The organism is Bacillus sp. M13(2017) (assembly GCF_002218325.1).
GTDB classification, from domain to species: Bacteria; Bacillota; Bacilli; order Bacillales; family Bacillaceae_G; genus Bacillus_A; species Bacillus_A thuringiensis_K.
Genome location: NZ_KZ268501.1, coordinates 1 through 19,263, shown reverse-complemented (window position 1 = coordinate 19,263; position 19,263 = coordinate 1). Strand labels below are relative to the sequence as shown.

Sequence of the window (19,263 nt, the reverse complement as noted above, 5' to 3'; positions counted from 1 at the left end):
ATTTTTATGTAACACATGTAACGCGTAATACTAGAAACACACTTACAAATTAAAAGTAAGTGTGTTTTTAACATCTATTTAATCTTTACGTACGGCTTCATTTTTAATTTAAATATTTCCTCAACTGCCCTTTGATATCCACCAGCATTTCTAAGCGACTCTCCCACTTTACGACTATTTTCCTTAAACGTCACATCATCCATTACTTTCTTTACAGTCTCACGTAATAATTCAGAAGTTAACTCGTTACGATTAAGTTTTATGCCTGCCCCTACTTCAGTCAATCGTTTTGCAACGAATGGCTGATCTCCTGTTACCGGAATTACAACTAATGGAACACCGTAATATAACGCTTCACTCGAGCTATTCATACCACCATGTGTCACGAATACATCAGCATGCTGTAAAACTTCTAATTGCGGGACATAATTATACAACTTAAAGTTTTTCGGGATATTTTCAAATTGACTTATATTTATCTTCTTCCCAACGACTAATACGACTGTCGCATCAACATCTTTAAAAGCTTCAAAACATTTTTCATACAAAGCAGGCTGTTCATTAAAAACTGTTCCCATAGAAATGAAAATCACTTTTTCATTTTTTAAATCTTCGGTAGGAAAACTCCCCACTTCTTTTCGAGTAGCAATTGATGGACCTACAAATTTATACGATTCATCAAACACCTCTGAACGCGGCTGATATTCTTTTGAAGTATATACAATCGTAATATCACCAGGATGGTTCATAATATCATACATACTATTACATTTCATTCCATACTGCTTATTCCATCTTTCCATTCCCGCTAAACAAGATTGATATAATGGATCCATTTCATCTACTTGTCTCGATTCTTGCTCATCATGAAAATTAATGTACTGATTAACAGCAAACGTTGTACAGGATGAAACGCTTGGTAATTGTAAAATATTCGCTATAATACGTCCTACTGGAAAATGATTATCATATATTAAATAATCATATTTTTCCTCTTTTGTTTCTTCTACAATTTGAGTAACAATACGCTCTGATGCTTCAATCATATGAGATAGCATCGTCAAAGGGCTCCCACCTTCATTTACTCGTTCCATAATATTAATTTGAGAGAGAAAATTCTCAAATACTCGGAATTCCGCACCTGTTGCTTCAACCTTCTTTCTATAATCTTCAATACAATAAGAAACAACTGTTTCCCCTCGCTGAATTAACTCACTTACAACAGCTAAAGTCGGATTAATATGACCTTCCCCAGGAAAATTTATTACGAGTACATTTGCCATAACATTCTCTCCTATCCAATTAATATAATAAAATTAACAATTAATTATATTAATTAATTTAAGTCTATTATAAATGAATGCATTCTACTTCTTCATGCTTTTCTCTTCATTTTATTATTGAGAAATATTTTCTATAGCCTACATTATTGTGATTCACAATCTTATAAATGAATGCTTAATTTTACTTTTACTCTTCATAGATTTAAAGATACGAGTCTTACATTCAAGTATTACCACTATTATTTTCAGACAATTCATACAAAAATAGAGAAATATAATATTTTTAATGAGTTTTCACTATAAATGTAAGTATGCTTTCAATCTTTTTATCTTTATCCTCATAACACATCATCTGTTATATAATGAATTTATGGAATTTACAGAAAAAGAAGCACATGCCTTTAAAAGTGGTTACGAAACAATTATGTCTATTCCTAACTTAGAAGAATATAGACAGCCTTATCATTATTTATACCGACTGTTATCTGTGCAAGGTAATGTGGAATTAAAGAAATGGTTAAGTCACCCATCCTATTTTTAAATACAAATGAGAGGGAGTATACAATGGATATTCAGAAAAAGCGTTCTGTAACAGAAAGTGAAATACAACAAATGAAGGATTTGGCTTATATTTGTGGGCAACAAGACAATCTTGATTACTCTTCAGATTTACATATCAACTTTTTAAAAAATCGAAATGAAGATTATATAAACGATTTTCTTCTTTATAACGGTACTCAATTAATTGGCGCTTTAAATATGTATGATTTCGAAAGACCAACAAAGCTTGAACTAATAGGCTTTGTACATCCTCATTTTAGAAAACAACGTTTCGGAACTATCCTTTTACAAACTGCAATGAAAGAAATACAAAATAGAGAGACAGATGAAGCTCTTCTTATTATTAATGGGGATTCTATTTCTGGGAATGAATTTGTAAAACATATGAAGTTACCATATTTATACAGTGAATATAGTATGGAGTTCAAAACAAACGAAATTCAAAAAACAACAGATAATAATATACAGCTTACTCTTGCACCTTCAGAATCACTTCTTGATCTTATTGAAGTTTCTAGTAAAGCTTTTGGTGATTCAGTAGAAAATACGGCTACATGGTTACAAAAAATGATGAATTCATCTTCCCATCAAGTTTACAGTGCCCTTATTGCTGGAAAAGTGATAGGAACAATTACAGTTTCTAAACAAGAGCAATCTACTACACTATCAGGATTCGCCGTTCATCCTTCTTATCAAGGTAAAGGATACGGAAAAGATATTCTTTGTAATATAGTACATACTCTTATTACAGAAGGAGTTTCAACAATTGAGTTAGACGTCGAAACGAAAAATATCCACGCTTTAAAACTATATACACAATGTGGTTTTGAAATTAACACGAGGCATGACTATTATAATTTAATTAATTTTTAGGTGAATACATATGTTAAAAAAACAATTTATTCTAATTATGATATTTTAGCAGACATCTATAATAAACATTGGGGACATTTTGTTGAATACTCCTATCCAGCCTCGTTTTACAAGATGCTCTTCCCTACTCTCGTATATTAGATCTTTGTTGCGGGACTGGTCATCTCTGCCGGTGATAGTTTAATTTAGTTGAACTAAAAAGTGTGTTTCACAAAGTTTACTCCGTATTACATAACGAGGGTATATTCGCATTTGATATGAATAAAAAAATAAAAAAACTGAATCGAAATGATTCAGTTTTTTCTTAATATATTTACAACTGCAGTTGTTTCGTCATTTTCTTTATAGACACGCGGAATTCTTCTATCTAGCATACATGTAACTTCATAGTTTATTGTACCTAACATATCCGCTATTTCTTCTACTGCGATATTTTCTTCACCTTGTTTACCGTAGAATACTACTTCGTCTCCTACTTGTACTGGCATCGCTTTTGAAACATCCAACATTAACTGATCCATACAAACACGGCCAATAACAGGTACTCGAACCCCATTAATTAACGCATAGCCTTTATTAGATAATTGACGATTATAACCATCAGCATAACCAATTGGTACAGTCGCAATCCATTCTTCACCAGTTGTTACATACGTATTCCCATAACTTACACCACGATTCTTCTTCGCATGTTTAATATGAGCTACTTTTGATTTTAACGACAACGCAGGCTGTAAAGAAACGACTGAATGATCCACTTCTTTTGATGGATACATACCGTACACTCCTATTCCAACGCGTACCATATTTTGAAATGTGTTACTTAATTCCATTGATCCCGCACTATTTGAACTATGAATATATGGTATTTGAATTCCTAATTCTTTCGCTGTATTAACAGCCTTTTCAAATAAACTTGTTTGCATATTCGTATATGATTTATCGATTTCATCTGCTGTAGAGTAATGCGTAAATATCCCTACTACCTCTACATACTCCATACGGTTTAATTCTTCTAAAAATGGTTTAACTTCTTCTTCTTGTAAACCGATACGACTCATTCCTGTATCAATTTTCACTTGAATTTGTACTTTCTTTTGAAGACGGTTTGCAATTTCATTTATACCATGTAAATCTTCCACTCTATAAACAGTCATCATAACGTCATATTGAATTACATCTTCTACAGCCGCTACTGGTGTGTATCCTAAAATTAAAATTGGTACAGTAATTCCTGCTTCTCTTAATTCTATTGCTTCATCTACAAATGCAACTGCAAGTTGATGTATTCCCGCTTCAATTGCAGCTTTGGCAACTTCAACTGCCCCATGGCCATACCCATTCGCTTTTACAGCAGCCATCATCTTAATTTCTTCATCATTTACATGTTTTTTAAATTCTTTTACATTATGTTTTACAGCATTTAAGTCAATTTCTACAATTGTATCTCTTCCATATTTCAAACTCATTGGTCTAACTCCTAACTCAATAATTGCATTCCATTCTATTTCACGTTTCATATGACCTTTTACAATATAATACTTTTCATTATGCTAGTCAAACTACTAGAATTTTCGGAATTTTGAGTATTATATAATATCCTCAAGAAACTATTATATACGGAGACGAGGAGAATTACAATGTTTGTTCAATCTGCATTGCATCAACTAAAAGTTGCTATTGATACTTCTATTTATATGCTTAACCAATATAGTGAAAACGATTTGAAAATACAACCGATTCACTCAAAACGATCATTATTTGAAATGTGTGCACATCTTTCTCTTATTTGTCACGCTGATTTACTCATTTTAAATGGTATTTCAGAAAAAGAATTACATACCTTTTATATAGAACATACGCCCGTAACAGTTGCTCACATGCAACAAACGATGATTGAAGGATACAACCTTCTCTCTAAAACATTTCTTTCCTACTCCCAAATAGAATTAGCAGAAGTTATGACTGCCTATTGGGGGATTTCTTATTCGCGCTTTGAATGGTTACTTGAAATCGTTGCACACTTTTATCATCATCGTGGACAAATTCATATTTTATTATGCGAGCATATGAAAGATCCTCGCATTCCTTTATTTGAGTGATTTTCCACTCACTCATTCATTAATTATAAATAGAGAAGCTACAAAACCAATAAAAAGTATCATTCCTAATAAAATAAATGTTTGAGCATAACCTCCTATTTTCATAAGATAAATAGAAATGATAGGTCCTATACTAGTACCTAAAAATAAAATAAAAGTATATTCCCCTTGCTTTCCCTCCTAATTGACCTACAAGAGAAACTAAAGACGGAACGGATATAGCAATACCTATTACAAAACAGACACTCATCATTACAAGTAGAGATAGATCCGAAACAAAGCCCATTGAACTTAGACTAAAAATAGCAATCAACAATCCTCCTTGAAGAACCTTTCTTACTTCAAACCTCTTTGTTAAACGACCTGCAAGTGGTGACAGCAACATACCAAACAGCCCTGCTAAGCGAAAATAAAGGATTTGTTCTGCAGTTAAATTGTAAGTAGGAGAGCTCAAATAATTCCCTAAAACAGTAGACATATTAACAAAAGCCATTATTAAAACAGGATTTTTCACACTAATTATTAGTTTTAAATAATACGCAACTTCTTTAAGGCATAAGAAATTCCGCCTTCACTCGCCTTCGTTGTAACGAAATCAGCCCTTCTCTTCAACTCCTCTCCACCATTTCCCATCGCAACTCCTAATCCTACATACTGCAACATCTCAATATCATTTCCACCATCGCCAAAAGCAATGGCTTCTAATTTACTAATGTTTAAATGTTCCAATACTTTTTGAATTGCAGTTAGCTTCGATACTTTACTATCTTCCAATACATTTATAACGTAACCATGAAAACGCTCAAACGTAAGTGCTGGATATCTTTCAATGAATTTTTGAGCTTCTGTATCATCAGCATACAGACATATGCAATACATCTCATCTGATAAGTTTCTAACTTTGTCAGGATACCGCTCTAAATTTAAAGTTTCATTTAACGCTCGCATGACACGTTCATCTTTGGAAGCAATATTATTCATTGCAAATTCTTCTGTAAAGTAAGAAACACTGTGACCATGTAATTCAGCAAAATTTGAAATATCATGAACGATTTCGCTTGAAAGTACTGATTTATGTATAACTTCTTTCCCACATTTTATATGTGCACCATTTGCTGAAATAAACGTATTTATACCTAGTTCCTTAAATTGTGAGCATAAACTATACGGTCTTCCAGTTGTAACAACTACGTGAATTCCTTTATCTATTAACCTTCGTATCGCTTCTTTTGTACTTTCGTGCATGCTTCTATCAATCTCACTTAATAACGTACCGTCAACATCGAAAAATACAACTTTGTACATAAGTCTTTACATCCCGTCCAAATGATTCGTATCATTAATGAAATGCACCGTTTTTTGTTCACCCTCAATTTCAATTAAACTTATTCCCGTATCTCCCATTTTGAAATAGTAGTCCATTGAAATTGGCATTTTGAAAAATGTACGTAATAGACTATTAATTACGCCTCCATGGGCAACAATTGCAATTCGGTCATATGTATTCTCTGTCACGATTTTAGAAAAGATTCCTTCTATTCTCATTCGAAACTCAATAAACGATTCCCCGTTTTCAAAACGATCATGAAGAAACTTTGGTTCTGGATATTTCTTTGCTTCTTCAAATGATAAGCCTGCTTGCACTCCATTATTAAACTCCATTAATTCCTCTTCTAATTGAATTGGACAACCAATTGCTTCTGCTAATGTTTCACCCGTTTCACGAGCGCATTTTAATGTGCTTGCCCAAATGAAATCTGGTGCAAAATCTTTTTTCACTTTCTGTACAAGTCTTTGTACTTGTTGTCTCCCTTTGTCAGTTAACTCAAAATCAGCTCGACCTTCATGCACATGTAAAATATCAGCTTCTGATTCTCCGTGGCGTATTAGTAGTATTTGCATGTTTCTCTCCCCCTTTATTTAACATTCATAAAATTCCATTATATCACATTTTAAGATTCCAAAATAAAAAAGGAACGGTCTCCCGTCCCTCATCCATTCACTTTTTCCGCATCATTCCAATAATATTTACTAAACGCTTCTGTTAACACATCAATTGTGTTATATAATTCATCTAACGTATTATCAACACCACCAACTTCAATTAACATCGCATTTTTCGATAAATCTTGATTATAAACGCCATTTCCATCTTTCTTATACTTTGGAAAAATCCCTCTACTTAATCCGTAATAGTTTTCATCTAAATAACTATTGATCGCTCTTGCAATTTTTTCATTTTCAGCACGGCCTTCATTTTCCATCCCAATTATAAAATATAATCTTGCATACGATTTTCCGTTAATTACTTTTGTTGTTACTTTCTTACGCTGATCGTCACGGTGTATATCAATCGGAAACGCAATTTTATTATTTTGTGCTAATGCCTCTTTTACATATTCATGAGACGCTTTATATGACTGATACCATACCCACTTTTTACTCGCTAATAAATCACCCATATTCGTTTTATCATGAACTACCGGAATTCCTTGTCCTTCAAGTTGCTCTTTCATACGTTTCCCTAGTAAAGACACATTTACATCTGGGCTAGATGGATCAGTTGCCCCTGGTAATAATGGAAAGAAGGATTCCCAGCTATGTGTATGATAAATATATACTGCACTTTCACCTTTTTTCGCTCCGTTCTTTTTCTGAACCGGATTATTCTTTTCCGCTTCTGTAACTTTATCTTTTGCTATTTCACGTTCTTTCGTTACTTCTTCAATCGGTACACTAGATTCATTTGGGATATTCGTCAAGTTTGTCCCTTCCCCAGCTACGATAATATTAGAATAATACTTTGACATACCTGGTACTTCTTTACCGACGAATGTTCTTAAATCTTTAATTTTCAAATCTGTCGCGATAGAGAACATTAAATTCCCAACTGACTCTCTTTTATTCTTCTTAAAATAATCAAATCCGTAATAGCGATTCTCACTTTCTATCATTTGAACAAAACCTTGCATCGATACTTTTCCAAACCATTGATTTGCATAATTCGATTTCATTGTATGTAAAAATGACGTCAAAATCGACGCTATCATAATTACTATTAGCGCATATAAAAGGAGTAACGAAATCAGTTTCTTCCCATGTATTCGAGTTGCATACTTTTTCACTGCATCACCTTCTTTATACATGGATATGTACAAGCTTTTCGGAATATACGCAAAAAAAAGAGAAATGGTATCCCATTTCTCTTCCTCACTTTTATTGTTCTTTTCCTGTATCATTTGAAGGTAGTTTCTTCGCTTGTTTTTCTTTAAATATTTCTCCAATTGCCCCAAGAGTACCAAGTGTTTCAATTGCATTAGACGGAATAAAGACTTTATTTGCTGGTCCTTTTGCAACTTCAGCTAATGATTCAAATGATTTGTAAGCAAGTATACGCTCATCCAAATTCGCTTCACGAAGCAATTCAATACGATTTTGTTCTGCTTTTGCGATTTCTTCAATTGCTCGTGCTTCCCCTTGTGCTTCTAATTCTTTTGCTTCTTTTATACCTTCAGCTTCGCGAATACGCGCTTCTTTATCCCCTTCAGCCATCAAGATTTTACTTTGCTTTTCCCCTTCAGCACGAAGGACTTTATCTTGTTTTGCTGCTTCAGCTTCTAAAATAATCGCACGTTTATTACGCTCAGCCTTCATTTGTTTTTCCATTGATGCTTGCACATCTTTTGGCGGGTTAATATCAACAACTTCGACACGTTCAATACGTACGCCCCATTTTTCTGTTGCTTCATCAAGCGCTAAGCGGATTTCTGTTGAAATTTTTTCACGACCAGATAACGTTTCATCCAGTTCCATTTTACCAATGATTTGACGCATCGTTGCTGAAGTAATATTACGAACACCATATTCATAGTTTGAAATACCATATGTCGCAAGTTCTGGTTCAACAATTTGATAGAAAATAATTGTATCAATTTCTACTTGAACATTATCTTTCGTAATTACCTTTTGCGGTGGTACATTCGTTTGTTGAATGCGTAAGTCATGATATACACGAACACGATCTACAATTGGTATTAAAATATTTAACCCTGGGTGCATGATACGTTGAAACTTACCAAATCTTTCAACAACCCCAACTTTTTGCTGAGGAATAATTTTAATTGTTAATGCGATAAATGTAACTACAATTAGTGCGAATATAATCGTTAACGTTAATGCTACCATATTTATTCACTCTCCTTTTTCACTTGTAATATAGTACTATGTCTCTTTATAACAACGACTTTTTCTCCAGCATCAATTGAAGAATCTGCAATAGCTGTCCAAGTATCTCCATCCACTTTCACAATACCATTCGCTTCATTTGTAATCGCTTGCATAACGATCCCTTTTTTACCAACAAGCATATCTACTGTATCAGTAAATCCTTTTGCTTCTCGAAAGTTTTTTGAAATTCTTTTCGTAAAGAATGTCAAAGTTAAACTTACAATTGCACCAACAGTAACTTGTAACAGTAGTGCATCAGGAGCAAACAAAGCAATAAGACCTCCGACAACAGCTCCAATTCCAAGCCAAAGCATGTAAAATGTAATCGACAACATTTCTGCGATAAATAAAATACCAGCTATTATAAACCAAATTACCCAAGCAGCCATATGCAACCCTCGCTTTCTTTCTCATTTTCTATATGTATATGAAGAAAAGAATGGTTTATCCGCCCTTTCTTACACTCGGGCGTTTGCTACAAGCTATTGTACATATTCACTGTTACAATGATCATTAATATAATACTATATCAATATATTCTTCATTATTCATGAAAATTCCTTTCAAAAAGTGACAAAAAATTAAATTCTTTAAAAATTTTAATTTTTAAATTACAATTATTCTAATTACTAAATACTATTTTTTATAGAGGTGATATTCTTATTGAGAAACCTGTCACTAATCTACTATTTAGGTTCAAAAATATGCATTACTCTCGCTGACATCGTATATGTAATGATTATTACAACTCATATTTATATAGCAACTAAATCAGCTACTATTACTGCTCTTTTTCCATTATTACAAGTTATCACAAATCTAATTGCTAACATCTCTGCACCACTTATAATAAAACGTTTTCCATCTTATACGTTGTTATATACGCTCCAATGGCTGAAAACAGTCTTTTTACTATTATTAATGATTTTGTTCCCGGTCTTATCCACAAACATTATAGCTCTATTAACTTTTATTTTTGTCATTTCATTATGTAGTGGGTGGAGTGCTCCATTATTATATGGTATTCTTCCGCGCCTTACACCGAAAGAAAAATTAGTAAAAGTAAATAGTATCTTTTCCTTTTCAACACAAATTGTGCAAGCCGCCGCTTATTCATTTACGAGTGTTATCGTTCTTCTCATTGGCGCTACATCTACACTCATGATTAATAACATGTTGATGATTTTTGGATGCATTGCATTACACTTTTCATTACATACCATACATACTGAACGAATAGCAGACCCTCCCTCTTCAAAAAGTACTGCTTTATCGGAAGGTTGGAAACTCTTATTTCAAAATCCTTCTCTCCGTACCGTTACATATATGGACTTAATCGAAACTTTCGCAGGGACAATATGGATTGGTGCTATTACGATGGCATACGTTACGACTATCCTTCATAAGGGCGAAGAATGGTGGGGATATATTAATACAAGTTATTATGTTGGCACGTTAATCGGTGGTCTATTAGCATGGAAAATGAGTTCCTATATTCAAAACAATTTAATACGATCTATGTCGATTAGCTCTCTTATATTTAGCATTCTTACATTTTTATATGGTATGACGAGCAGTGGATTTATTGCGCTTTTTCTATGTGTTCTAATGGGACCATGTTATCAAATTAGAGATATTTCCCAAACGACTGTTTTACAATCAAGTGTTGCCCCTGCTTTATTATCCAAAATGTATACAGCACATGGCGCACTTCTTTCAACAGCCTCTGGACTATCTATACTTAGCATTGGCATTATCACTGATATGTTCGGTGTTCGTACAATTTATATCATCGCTTCTATTCTTATTTTATGTTCCGCTTGTTTATCTTTTAGTTTATTAAAATATCATAAGACAGAGCAGAACGATATTTCACTTTAATCACTAAAACAAAGAGGACAGGGATTCCTGTCCTCTTTGTTTATTCTATTCATGATAAGTTGGGGATTTTTCTATGCTTTGTCGCTTGTTCAAAAGCATAACCTAGCTTAATTAATATCCCTTCACTAAAGGCAGTACTTGCAATCGTAATTCCAAAAGGTCTCCCGCTTTCCATATACCCAGCTGGTATTGCTATAGACGGATAACCCGCTTTCGCACATATAGTAGAACCTATATAGGAAGGAAACAGTATCGCATCAAGATTATATTTTTCCAATGCAAAATCAATGCCTTGTTCTTGAGAAAAATATATATCTTCTAATCTCGCATTTAAATATTCTGGATTTCGTAACGTATTTGGAAAGTCTTTTCTTCCCTCTAACTTAGTTTGTCCATATTTTAAAGCTCTTTCTGCTATGTTTTTATTAAACTCCATTAACTCCGAAATAGAATGTATCGGAATAGTAGAAGGTAATTTAGAAAGATAGTTATCTAAACTATGCTTCAGTTCATAAAGCGGAACTCCCCAACTCCATTTTCTATGAAAAGAAGGAATATCAATATTTTCTACTACTGTCGCTCCTTCATTACGTAATACTTGGATCGTTTCCTTAAACAAGTTTTCATCATACTCACCATTTTCGTAATAATCTTTTGGTGCAGCGTTAAACACACCAATCTTCGCTCCATTTAAGCCATTAACATCAAGATATTTTGTATAATCATGCTCTGCCCTACCTTCACTTCTATGAGTAGCAACATCTTTCTCATCTACCCCAATTAAACTCCCTAGCAAAATAGAAGCATCGGTTACCGTTCTAGCAAATGGTCCAGCTGTATCTTGCGAATAAGTAAATGGAATAATTCCTCTACGACTAATTAAACCGACAGTCGGTTTAATACCTACTACAGAATTTTGAACAGCGGGGCTCAAAATAGAAGCATCGGTTTCTGTCCCAACAGATACTACTGTAAAGTTAGCAGCAACTGCTATCGCAGATCCTGTACTAGATCCGCCAACAAACATATGGTCCTTGCCCGTTCCGTATGGATTGATTGTTTGACCACCTCTTGCACTATATCCAGCCCACATTTCAAAAGACATTGCATTTGCTAATTCTGTCATATTTGTTTTTCCTATTATCACCGCTCCTGCTTCTCGCAGTTGAGTAACGAGAAATGCATCTTCACTGCTTATATTTTGTTCTAGAGCTATTGTACCTGCACTTGTATGCATGGAGTCATTCGTTTCAATATTATCCTTAAGCAAAACAGGTATTCCATGTAATGGACCCCTTATACCTTTTGTCTTTCTTTCATAATCTAACGCTTCTGCAATAAAAATTGCATCTGGATTGATTTCTAAAATTGAATTAATTTTCGGTCCGTCTTGATCATACTTTGCGATTCTATAAAGATAATACATCACTAGCTCTTTTGAAGTTAACTTTACTGATTCCATTTCATTTTGAATATCTTGAATTGTTAATTCCTTTTTTAAGATTGGATTAAACTGAATTTCCATTTATATTCTCCCTTATATGAACTTTTTTAGCGTATACCCCTTACTTTTTCATTTTTTTCACCTCAACACATCCTAAATTAATATTCCTTTAAAGAAATTCACTTTCCTTATTTAAACACCTTTAATTTCCCGAAAAATAAAAAAAGTCTGAAACGGATTAAACTTCGCTTCAGACTCTTACATTACTGTGCGTATACTTCATCTAACAAATGTAAAAACTCACCTTGTTTCCCAGCTAATTCAGGGCATTTTGCAATATCAACCCATTCGTAGCAAAATACTAATCCTTTATTTTCCTCACCAGCACTTACAATATGTTCCCAAGTATCCTTTACATCTGTTAGTAAAGTTACATGAAAAAAGTGGCGTTTTTCATATTCCTGTTTTTCTTTCATATGTATGATGTAATCTGCTAAAAAACGTTCTATGCATAAATGACGCAATCCGGATTCTTCCTGTACTTCACGCAATATAGCCGCTTCTAACGTTTCAACTTCATCAACCGTTCCCCCTGGCACTTGAATACCAGCTTCATATATATCACGATGTTTAAAAACAAGTAATTGCATAACCCCCTCTTGTTCTCTTGTAATATATGCATGTACTTTTTTCTTATATAACATCGTCATTGTACGTCTCTCCCCTCAATTGTTCACTCTGTTACTTCTTCAAGCGTCAGTTGATTATCATACAAATATGTAGCTTGTGGATTTCCCACATACCTTACGTGCCATGGTTCATACCGATAGCCCGTAATCGTTTCTTTCGCTTTTGTGTATCGAATCACAAAACCAAATTTATGGGCATTTTCAGAAAGCCACTGACCTTCTTTCGTTTCCCCAAAAACCGTCTCTAACTGAAATTTAGCAGATTGAGACGTAATATCCATAGCTAATCCAGTTTGATGCTCACTTGTGCCAGGAACCGCGCTAGACATTGCTGTTTTTGCTTCCCCATCTTGTTTTTTATACATCGTATTTAATGCTTTTTGTCGATCAAAGGATCTAAATCCAGAAACTGCAAAAAGAAAAATACGCTCGTTGTTAGCTTGCTGGAACATTTCCTCAAGCGCCCTCGCTGCCTCTTTTCTCATCTTTTTCTTTTCTTGATCACCTTCACTAGAGTAGCGCACTTTCGGAATAACTAAATCTGGCGGTCTATAACCATCTGGTAAACGCCTACTTTTATTCACAAGTACAAGCATTGAATTCGGATTATTAATTACCGCAATATCCCCATCCATATTAGCAATCGTTTCTTTCGCTTTCGGAAATATGCTATTTACACTTACTTCCCGCGCTTGCTTATCCTTATACATTTTATAATTGATTCCTGCTACTCCAACAATAATTATTGCAGCTACGATACCGAGTAGTGCCCATCTTTTTTTCATATAACGACCTCTTATTTTAATAATTTGGCCATTTCATACTCATCGATTTCCTTTCCATCGATAATAAGAGCAGCTTTTTTGACACCTTCTTTCTCAAATCCAGCTTTTTTATATAGTGTCTGAGCTCTTGTATTGTGGGCCATTACTGTTAATTCTAAACGCCATACATCATGTAATTTTGCCCACTTCTCAACCTCTTTAAACAATCTCGTCCCAATACCTCGCCCGTTATACTCTTGCAAAATACCAATTACAATGGTTGCCACATGTCTCTTTCTTTGAATGTTATTTCCATTCACTAATATAAAACCTACTATCCTCTCATCTTCAACTGCTACAAATATTGTTGCATATTCATTTTCTATAAAGCGATGGATTATTTTTTCTTGTTGCTCAGCTGTAGTTTTTCTTTCTCCTGGTTCATATAACATAAACTTCGTTTCTTCATCTAATTGCTTACTTAATTGTAAAAATGATGCTGCATCTTCTATTTCGATCTCCCTAATCACTTCAATCACCCTACCAGTTTCATAATAAAAAGTTTTCCTTATAAAAAGATTTTCTCTACTTTCTCGAAAATCCCTTTGTAAATCTCCTACTATAAATTGACAAATTTCGATATTACTATAACACCGACAAATTATGTCTATTCTGTGACATCTCACCATTACAAAGAAAAAACGCAAGCATTACACTTACGTTTTTCCAAAATTGAAGTGAGCTAATAATTATCGATAGATGTCCTGGCTAATTCACGTTTCACTTTATCCATTCACTTTTTCTGCCTGCCAAAAATATTCACCAAATGCTTTAGCAAGTGCATCAATTGATCGATTCAATTCTTCCTCCGTATTATCTACACCGCCAACTTCTATTAATATCGCTTGTCCTGATAGGTCTTGATTATAGATTCCATTTCCTGTCTGGAACCCTTTTTGAATGACCCCACGACTCACTCCTGGATATTTCTTATTAATCGCCTCATGTAAAGCTGTCGCTAATTGTAAGTTTTTTTCATAGTTTTTATTTCCTTTCCCTACTACAAATGCAAGCTTTGCATATGATTTATCTCCAATTGTTTTTGTCGTTACATTCTTTCGGGCACTATCACGATGCAAATCAAAAAAGTATTGAAGATCTTTATTTCCAGCCATAGCTTGTTGCACAATTTCTCGTGACATTTTATACGAACTATTACTATTTAAACCTTTACTTATTAACTTTTGACCAACATCACTCTTATCGTTAGTAGCTCCAATCCCTTCACCTTCTAGTTGTTCACGGAAACGGTCTCCTAACATAGAAATATTCGATACAGAACTCGTTGCTTTATTCGGATTCGGGTCATTCGTTAAGTTAAGTAAAGGTAAATAAGATTCCCAGCTATGTGTATGATAAATAAACGCAACTTGTCTCTTTCCAGTCGTTTGGGACGGCTGTTTTTTCTCTTTATTCGTATCTTGTTTAGGTGCTTGTCCAGTTCCACTAGTCCGTTCCTTCACTACTTCTTCAAGAGGAACACTCGACTCTATCGGTAAGTTAGAATAATTTGTACCCTCACCCGCAATAACAATTTCAGTATCGTACTTACCGAACCCGGGGAGCTCTTTCCCGACAAAACTGCGTATATCATTAAAGCGAATATTTGTAGCCATAGAAAAGAGAAAAGAAGAAATTGAAAAATCTTGATTCAAATTTCGATACTCCTGTGTAAAATAATGATTCTCTTTTCCAAGTACATACATGTAACCATTCATCGATAACTCATTTAACCAATTATATAAATACGTTGACTTCGTCTCTTTCATAGAGGTTACCATCAGACTAATAAGAAAAAAAGTCGCTAGCACTGTAGTAATAACAAATAAAACTAACTTACGCATACTTGTAAACTTCATAAAAAAAAAGCCCCGATTCATACTATCACCTCTCTATTTCAAGTTATGTACAAGCCCTAGAGAATAGACCGTTAAAATTTCGGCTATATTGTTAATGAGGTGAAATGAATTGAAGCTATTAATAGGAATATTACCAATCGCTCTATCATTCATTTTTTATTTGTCCGCTAAGCATCCAAAAATCTCTATTGTGCTACATATTTCTGCGTACTTGGCACTTTATGTACTCGGTATAATTATTTCCATTAATATATACGATGTTTTAATACAAGATTTAGTTTTCATGACGAGCATTCATGGAATTTTACTGAATCCATTTTTCCTTATTGCAGGAGCGTATATAGGAACATACACTTTGTACCTACTTTTGTCTCACATTATTATGAAAATAAAAAATGGAGCGTAATGAAATGCAACCACCATTTATCTGTCATACATGCAAAAAAAGAATTGTGAGAAAGAAAGATCTTATTACAGCCACATGGTACTTCCGCTTTTATTTATTTCACAGTGATTGTTATAAAGGACAGCAAGTGTTCATCTCACGATTTCTCCCTTTGAATACACTTTTCAATTTCTTTCTTATTGTATATGGACTTATTTTTGGCAGTATTCTTATGATTACAGAACCATCTATTATTTGGCTGACTTTCTTTTTCCCCATTTTTTATCGGTTTCTTTCTTATTATTATGTTGAACGTTTTTTCTCTACATAATGCGCAGACTGATCTCTCGGAATACTTAAACATTCCCACTCATTTTCTTTTAACATCTTCCCAATGTAAATAATCTGACCAATATGCAATGCATAATGAGAAATTTGCCTTTCAATTGCTTGCATGACAGTATGTTCTTCACCGCGAATGTATACCGTCTTCAATAAGTGTTCCGGCGTTAAAGTATTTATCGTATTAAAAACATATTTCCATCCTTCTTGCCAAGCTATAATGGCTTCTTCTTTTGAATGATAGCATCCCTCAAATTCACCATCTCGATTACGATCTGTTTTTTCACCATCAGACGTAAAAAAATCCGTCCATCTAGAACGCATATTACCGTGCAGATGCTTAATAATAATCGCTATACTATTTGTTTCTTCATGAGAAGACCATTGTATTTGTTCATATGATAATTGAGAAAGTGCCCGTTCTCCTTGTTTCTTTATTGCTTTAAAGTTCGAAATCGCACATTGTAAATATTCTCGTCCGATATCCATATTAGCCCCTACCTTCACCCTAGCTAATTTTTGTTCCATTTGGCAATTCCATATTAGGCTGAAGCAACACTACATCATCAGCTTCAGGAACGCCGCCAAGCACAAGCACTTCTGATTTGAATCCAGCTACACGCTTTGGTGGAAAGTTTACAACAGCAACGATTTGTTGACCGATTAACTCTTCTGGACTATACCTTTTCGTAATTTGAGCACTTGACTGCTTTATCCCGATTTCTCCAAAATCTATTGCTAGTTTAATCGCTGGTACTCTCGCTTCTTTAAATTCCTCTGCATGTATTACAGTTCCAATTCTCAAATCCAAATTTAAAAAATCTTCAAAATTAGCCATTTATCATTCCCCCCAATTATTACTTAGACAAAATACAAAAATCCCCTTTAAAAAAAGAAAGGTGCCTAAGCACCTTTCTTTTGTAATTCACTTGATTCATTTGATTTATAGAAGAAGAAACCGAGAATCCCGCCAATACATGATGGAATTAACCATCCGATTCCTTCGTTATATAACGGTAACATTTGTAGTACATTAGAAATCGCGTCAATTTTAATTTTCGCACTTTCTAAACCGTTAAAGAAACTAATTAACAATGCACCTAAAATAGCTCCAATATAAATTGTATTACGCTTCCCAATCCACTTATGGAAATACGAAAGTACGATTAATACAATTGCAACTGGATAAATAATCATTAACACAGGTAATGTTACTGCGATTAATTGTGTTAAACCTAGGTTAGATACAATTAAACTAAATACACATACCATTGTTACAATCGTTTTATGCGAAAGTTTTGGGAATAAGTTTGTAAAGAAACCCGCACACGCAGATGTTAACCCAACAGAAGTTGTTAAACAAGCGAGTATAATAACAAGCCCTAATAAAATTTTACCACTCGTCCCATATAGCTCATTTACAACATTCGTTAAAATAAGACCACCGTTTTCTGAGATACCAAGTGATGTGCTTGTTGAACCAAGATAAGCAAGTGATAAATAAATTAACGTTAAACCAAGTACAGCGATAATACCTGATACTACTGTTATTTTTGCAATTTGACTACTCTCTTTTATCCCTTTAGAGCGGATAACTTGGACGACGACAATTCCGAATACGAGCGCGCTAATTGCATCCATCGTTAAATATCCTTGAATAAATCCACCAAAGAAAGCATTTTCTTTGTAAGCAGCTAACGGCGTAGCTGGCTCTCCAATTGGATCAATGATTGCCTTTCCGACAATAACAGCGACAATTAATACTAATAATGGTGTAAGAAACTTTCCAAACCAATCCACTAATTTAGATGGATTTAATGATAAATACCACGTTATTCCGAAGAAAACTATCGTGAAAAGAAATAGCATGTACCACTCTGAAACCATTGCCTCTGATAAAAACGGCTTCATACCCATTTCAAACGAAACAGCTCCAGTACGAGGAATCGCGAAAAATGGTCCAATTGCTAAATAACTAATCAATGGGAAAATAAACGCAAATATAGGGTGGACTCTAGAAGATAGCGCTTTCAAGTCCCCCTCTACAAACGCGACAGCTGTTACAGCTAGTAGGGGTAATCCGACTCCCGTTACAAGGAATCCTATTGTAGCAATCCAAACATTCTCTCCTGCTTGTTGACCTAAAACTGGCGGAAAAATTAAATTTCCTGCTCCTAAAAATAATGCAAATAGCATTAAACCAATTGCTACCGTATCACCTGGCCTTAAACGTCCCTTCATGCTCTTTATTTGCATAGCACTTTTTCATTGTTTATCTCTATATTTTACAATATGCTATGCATCCTCCTCTCTGCTCAAGATGATAAAATATGCCCCTTACAAAGCAGTGTCTTTCTCCATAATTTCTCCATTCCCCTTATTTTTACTCTAATCATTATTACAATTGTCGTTTTGAATTTTGATTTTTTTGAATTTTTAAATCATTAGAGTGTTATTACGTGGAGTATAGTTGTCAGACCTCTTTGTTTTTATCACACATATAGTAACATATTTAGTTGCAAAATAAAAACATATTTTCAAATTGATTTTTTTGAAAATCAAAATTATCTACATTTTTATTCTCTTACACAAATATTGTTACAATCTCACCTATTATCCTATCGTTATTTTCAAATAACTTTACACACGTAACATAACAAAAGCCATCCATAATTTGAAGTGACCCCCGAAAGTTAGACAGGTCGTTTCATTAGGCAGCCTCTAGGGTATGAGCCCGGTATTGTACTGGGCTCATACCCTTTAATTTTGCCTTAATTCTTTTATGATTATAGT

Annotated in this window: 21 protein-coding genes and 3 pseudogenes; 7 read left to right on the top strand and 17 right to left on the bottom strand. The window is 34.0% G+C overall.

The genetic code is table 11. The features are described from left to right. Window positions 1–74: 74 nt before the first annotated feature. Window positions 75–1,283, bottom strand: coding sequence for a macrolide family glycosyltransferase (locus tag CGQ22_RS06340; protein WP_089148411.1), 1,209 nt, complete (start codon window positions 1,281–1,283; stop codon window positions 75–77). 376 nt (window positions 1,284–1,659) lie between these two features. Between CGQ22_RS06340 and CGQ22_RS31865 the strand changes: the two are divergent. The 3 genes and pseudogenes from CGQ22_RS31865 to CGQ22_RS32350 all read left to right on the top strand — a co-directional run. Then, window positions 1,660–1,824, top strand: a pseudogene (locus CGQ22_RS31865) (nitrate reductase); the annotation flags it as partial. Between the two features lie 23 nt (window positions 1,825–1,847). Further along, window positions 1,848–2,717 carry a GNAT family N-acetyltransferase gene (locus CGQ22_RS06330; protein WP_089148410.1) on the top strand — a complete coding sequence of 290 codons (870 nt, stop codon included), beginning with the start codon at window positions 1,848–1,850 and terminating at the stop codon, window positions 2,715–2,717. After that, window positions 2,718–2,980: pseudogene (locus tag CGQ22_RS32350) on the top strand (class I SAM-dependent methyltransferase); the annotation flags it as partial. Between the two features lie 30 nt (window positions 2,981–3,010). On the opposite strand, the gene alr reads toward CGQ22_RS32350, so the two are convergent. Then, complete coding sequence (gene alr / locus CGQ22_RS06320; protein WP_002182683.1) at window positions 3,011–4,186, bottom strand: alanine racemase; 1,176 nt, start codon at window positions 4,184–4,186, stop codon at window positions 3,011–3,013. Window positions 4,187–4,357: 171 nt separating this feature from the next. On the opposite strand from alr, the gene CGQ22_RS06315 reads away from it, so the two are divergent. Further along, complete coding sequence (locus CGQ22_RS06315) at window positions 4,358–4,819, top strand: DinB family protein (RefSeq protein WP_000498002.1); 462 nt, start codon at window positions 4,358–4,360, stop codon at window positions 4,817–4,819. A 12-nt stretch (window positions 4,820–4,831) separates the two neighbouring features. Here CGQ22_RS06315 and CGQ22_RS06310 read toward each other — a convergent pair. The 6 genes and pseudogenes from CGQ22_RS06310 to CGQ22_RS06285 all read right to left on the bottom strand — a co-directional run. Beyond that, a pseudogene (locus tag CGQ22_RS06310) lies at window positions 4,832–5,321 on the bottom strand (MFS transporter); the annotation flags it as partial. A 26-nt stretch (window positions 5,322–5,347) separates the two neighbouring features. Next, window positions 5,348–6,124 (bottom strand): Cof-type HAD-IIB family hydrolase, encoded by a 777-nt coding sequence (locus tag CGQ22_RS06305; protein ID WP_000278964.1) that lies wholly within the window; start codon window positions 6,122–6,124, stop codon window positions 5,348–5,350. A 6-nt stretch (window positions 6,125–6,130) separates the two neighbouring features. Then, on the bottom strand, window positions 6,131–6,721 hold the full coding sequence (locus CGQ22_RS06300) for a histidine phosphatase family protein (protein WP_089148409.1): 591 nt from the start codon (window positions 6,719–6,721) through the stop codon (window positions 6,131–6,133). Window positions 6,722–6,810: 89 nt separating this feature from the next. Then, window positions 6,811–8,058, bottom strand: coding sequence for a stage II sporulation protein P (gene spoIIP, locus CGQ22_RS06295; RefSeq protein ID WP_000613903.1), 1,248 nt, complete (start codon window positions 8,056–8,058; stop codon window positions 6,811–6,813). Continuing rightward, window positions 8,036–9,004 carry an SPFH domain-containing protein gene (locus CGQ22_RS06290; RefSeq protein ID WP_000226252.1) on the bottom strand — a complete coding sequence of 323 codons (969 nt, stop codon included), beginning with the start codon at window positions 9,002–9,004 and terminating at the stop codon, window positions 8,036–8,038. Before CGQ22_RS06290 ends, spoIIP (CGQ22_RS06295) begins: the two co-directional genes overlap by 23 nt. A 2-nt stretch (window positions 9,005–9,006) precedes the next feature. After that, window positions 9,007–9,435, bottom strand: a complete 429-nt coding sequence (locus CGQ22_RS06285; protein WP_000741974.1) for an NfeD family protein — start codon at window positions 9,433–9,435, stop codon at window positions 9,007–9,009. Window positions 9,436–9,709: 274 nt separating this feature from the next. Between CGQ22_RS06285 and CGQ22_RS06280 the strand changes: the two genes are divergently transcribed. Next, the gene (locus CGQ22_RS06280) at window positions 9,710–10,927 is read left to right on the top strand and encodes an MFS transporter (RefSeq protein WP_139032737.1); all 1,218 of its coding nucleotides are present in this window, start codon (window positions 9,710–9,712) and stop codon (window positions 10,925–10,927) included. 49 nt (window positions 10,928–10,976) lie between these two features. On the opposite strand, the gene CGQ22_RS06275 is transcribed toward CGQ22_RS06280, so the two are convergent. The 5 genes from CGQ22_RS06275 to spoIIP (CGQ22_RS06255) all read right to left on the bottom strand — a co-directional run bounded on the left by CGQ22_RS06275 (window position 10,977) and on the right by spoIIP (CGQ22_RS06255) (window position 15,764). Next, window positions 10,977–12,452 carry an amidase family protein gene (locus CGQ22_RS06275; RefSeq protein WP_089148407.1) on the bottom strand — a complete coding sequence of 492 codons (1,476 nt, stop codon included), beginning with the start codon at window positions 12,450–12,452 and terminating at the stop codon, window positions 10,977–10,979. 182 nt (window positions 12,453–12,634) lie between these two features. Continuing rightward, window positions 12,635–13,081 (bottom strand): NUDIX hydrolase, encoded by a 447-nt coding sequence (locus tag CGQ22_RS06270; protein WP_089148406.1) that lies wholly within the window; start codon window positions 13,079–13,081, stop codon window positions 12,635–12,637. A 23-nt stretch (window positions 13,082–13,104) separates the two neighbouring features. Further along, a complete protein-coding gene (locus CGQ22_RS06265) occupies window positions 13,105–13,845 on the bottom strand; it encodes a M15 family metallopeptidase (protein WP_000747650.1) in 741 nt (246 codons plus the stop codon). A gap of 11 nt (window positions 13,846–13,856) precedes the next feature. Continuing rightward, window positions 13,857–14,354 (bottom strand): GNAT family N-acetyltransferase, encoded by a 498-nt coding sequence (locus tag CGQ22_RS06260; protein ID WP_000617569.1) that lies wholly within the window; start codon window positions 14,352–14,354, stop codon window positions 13,857–13,859. A 255-nt stretch (window positions 14,355–14,609) separates the two neighbouring features. Further along, window positions 14,610–15,764 carry a stage II sporulation protein P gene (spoIIP, locus tag CGQ22_RS06255; RefSeq protein WP_001079281.1) on the bottom strand — a complete coding sequence of 385 codons (1,155 nt, stop codon included), beginning with the start codon at window positions 15,762–15,764 and terminating at the stop codon, window positions 14,610–14,612. 88 nt (window positions 15,765–15,852) lie between these two features. Between spoIIP (CGQ22_RS06255) and CGQ22_RS06250 the strand changes: the two genes are divergently transcribed. Next, window positions 15,853–16,149 (top strand): hypothetical protein, encoded by a 297-nt coding sequence (locus CGQ22_RS06250; protein ID WP_000770727.1) that lies wholly within the window; start codon window positions 15,853–15,855, stop codon window positions 16,147–16,149. Window positions 16,150–16,153: 4 nt separating this feature from the next. Beyond that, window positions 16,154–16,459 carry a hypothetical protein gene (locus tag CGQ22_RS06245; RefSeq protein WP_002163956.1) on the top strand — a complete coding sequence of 102 codons (306 nt, stop codon included), beginning with the start codon at window positions 16,154–16,156 and terminating at the stop codon, window positions 16,457–16,459. On the opposite strand, the gene CGQ22_RS06240 is transcribed toward CGQ22_RS06245, so the two are convergent. The 4 genes from CGQ22_RS06240 to CGQ22_RS06225 all read right to left on the bottom strand — a co-directional run. Next, window positions 16,432–16,998 carry a DUF1572 domain-containing protein gene (locus CGQ22_RS06240; protein WP_000435826.1) on the bottom strand — a complete coding sequence of 189 codons (567 nt, stop codon included), beginning with the start codon at window positions 16,996–16,998 and terminating at the stop codon, window positions 16,432–16,434. The genes CGQ22_RS06245 and CGQ22_RS06240 overlap by 28 nt on opposite strands. After that, window positions 16,979–17,308, bottom strand: coding sequence for a chaperone CsaA (gene csaA / locus CGQ22_RS06235; RefSeq protein ID WP_001263019.1), 330 nt, complete (start codon window positions 17,306–17,308; stop codon window positions 16,979–16,981). Before csaA ends, CGQ22_RS06240 begins: the two co-directional genes overlap by 20 nt. A gap of 65 nt (window positions 17,309–17,373) precedes the next feature. Then, a complete protein-coding gene (brnQ4, locus tag CGQ22_RS06230) occupies window positions 17,374–18,711 on the bottom strand; it encodes a branched-chain amino acid transport system II carrier protein BrnQ4 (protein WP_000678504.1) in 1,338 nt (445 codons plus the stop codon). 469 nt (window positions 18,712–19,180) lie between these two features. Next, window positions 19,181–19,263: IS3 family transposase (locus CGQ22_RS06225; RefSeq protein ID WP_140420774.1), on the bottom strand; the 83-nt coding region annotated here is incomplete at its 5' end.

What these genes read in the sequence shown, in the direction of transcription:
- CGQ22_RS06290 (WP_000226252.1), bottom strand. Translation starts at nt 9,004, where the DNA reads ATGGTAGCATTAACGTTAACGATTATATTCGCACTAATTGTAGTTACA.
- CGQ22_RS06315 (WP_000498002.1), top strand. Translation starts at nt 4,358, where the DNA reads ATGTTTGTTCAATCTGCATTGCATCAACTAAAAGTTGCTATTGATACT.
- CGQ22_RS06265 (WP_000747650.1), bottom strand. Translation starts at nt 13,845, where the DNA reads ATGAAAAAAAGATGGGCACTACTCGGTATCGTAGCTGCAATAATTATT.
- CGQ22_RS06305 (WP_000278964.1), bottom strand. Translation starts at nt 6,124, where the DNA reads ATGTACAAAGTTGTATTTTTCGATGTTGACGGTACGTTATTAAGTGAG.
- CGQ22_RS06240 (WP_000435826.1), bottom strand. Translation starts at nt 16,998, where the DNA reads ATGGAACAAAAATTAGCTAGGGTGAAGGTAGGGGCTAATATGGATATC.
- brnQ4 (WP_000678504.1), bottom strand. Translation starts at nt 18,711, where the DNA reads ATGAAGGGACGTTTAAGGCCAGGTGATACGGTAGCAATTGGTTTAATG.
- csaA (WP_001263019.1), bottom strand. Translation starts at nt 17,308, where the DNA reads ATGGCTAATTTTGAAGATTTTTTAAATTTGGATTTGAGAATTGGAACT.
- CGQ22_RS06300 (WP_089148409.1), bottom strand. Translation starts at nt 6,721, where the DNA reads ATGCAAATACTACTAATACGCCACGGAGAATCAGAAGCTGATATTTTA.
- CGQ22_RS06275 (WP_089148407.1), bottom strand. Translation starts at nt 12,452, where the DNA reads ATGGAAATTCAGTTTAATCCAATCTTAAAAAAGGAATTAACAATTCAA.
- spoIIP (WP_001079281.1), bottom strand. Translation starts at nt 15,764, where the DNA reads ATGAATCGGGGCTTTTTTTTTATGAAGTTTACAAGTATGCGTAAGTTA.
- spoIIP (WP_000613903.1), bottom strand. Translation starts at nt 8,058, where the DNA reads ATGATACAGGAAAAGAACAATAAAAGTGAGGAAGAGAAATGGGATACC.
- alr (WP_002182683.1), bottom strand. Translation starts at nt 4,186, where the DNA reads ATGAGTTTGAAATATGGAAGAGATACAATTGTAGAAATTGACTTAAAT.
- CGQ22_RS06270 (WP_089148406.1), bottom strand. Translation starts at nt 13,081, where the DNA reads ATGACGATGTTATATAAGAAAAAAGTACATGCATATATTACAAGAGAA.
- CGQ22_RS06340 (WP_089148411.1), bottom strand. Translation starts at nt 1,283, where the DNA reads ATGGCAAATGTACTCGTAATAAATTTTCCTGGGGAAGGTCATATTAAT.
- CGQ22_RS06285 (WP_000741974.1), bottom strand. Translation starts at nt 9,435, where the DNA reads ATGGCTGCTTGGGTAATTTGGTTTATAATAGCTGGTATTTTATTTATC.
- CGQ22_RS06245 (WP_002163956.1), top strand. Translation starts at nt 16,154, where the DNA reads ATGCAACCACCATTTATCTGTCATACATGCAAAAAAAGAATTGTGAGA.
- CGQ22_RS06330 (WP_089148410.1), top strand. Translation starts at nt 1,848, where the DNA reads ATGGATATTCAGAAAAAGCGTTCTGTAACAGAAAGTGAAATACAACAA.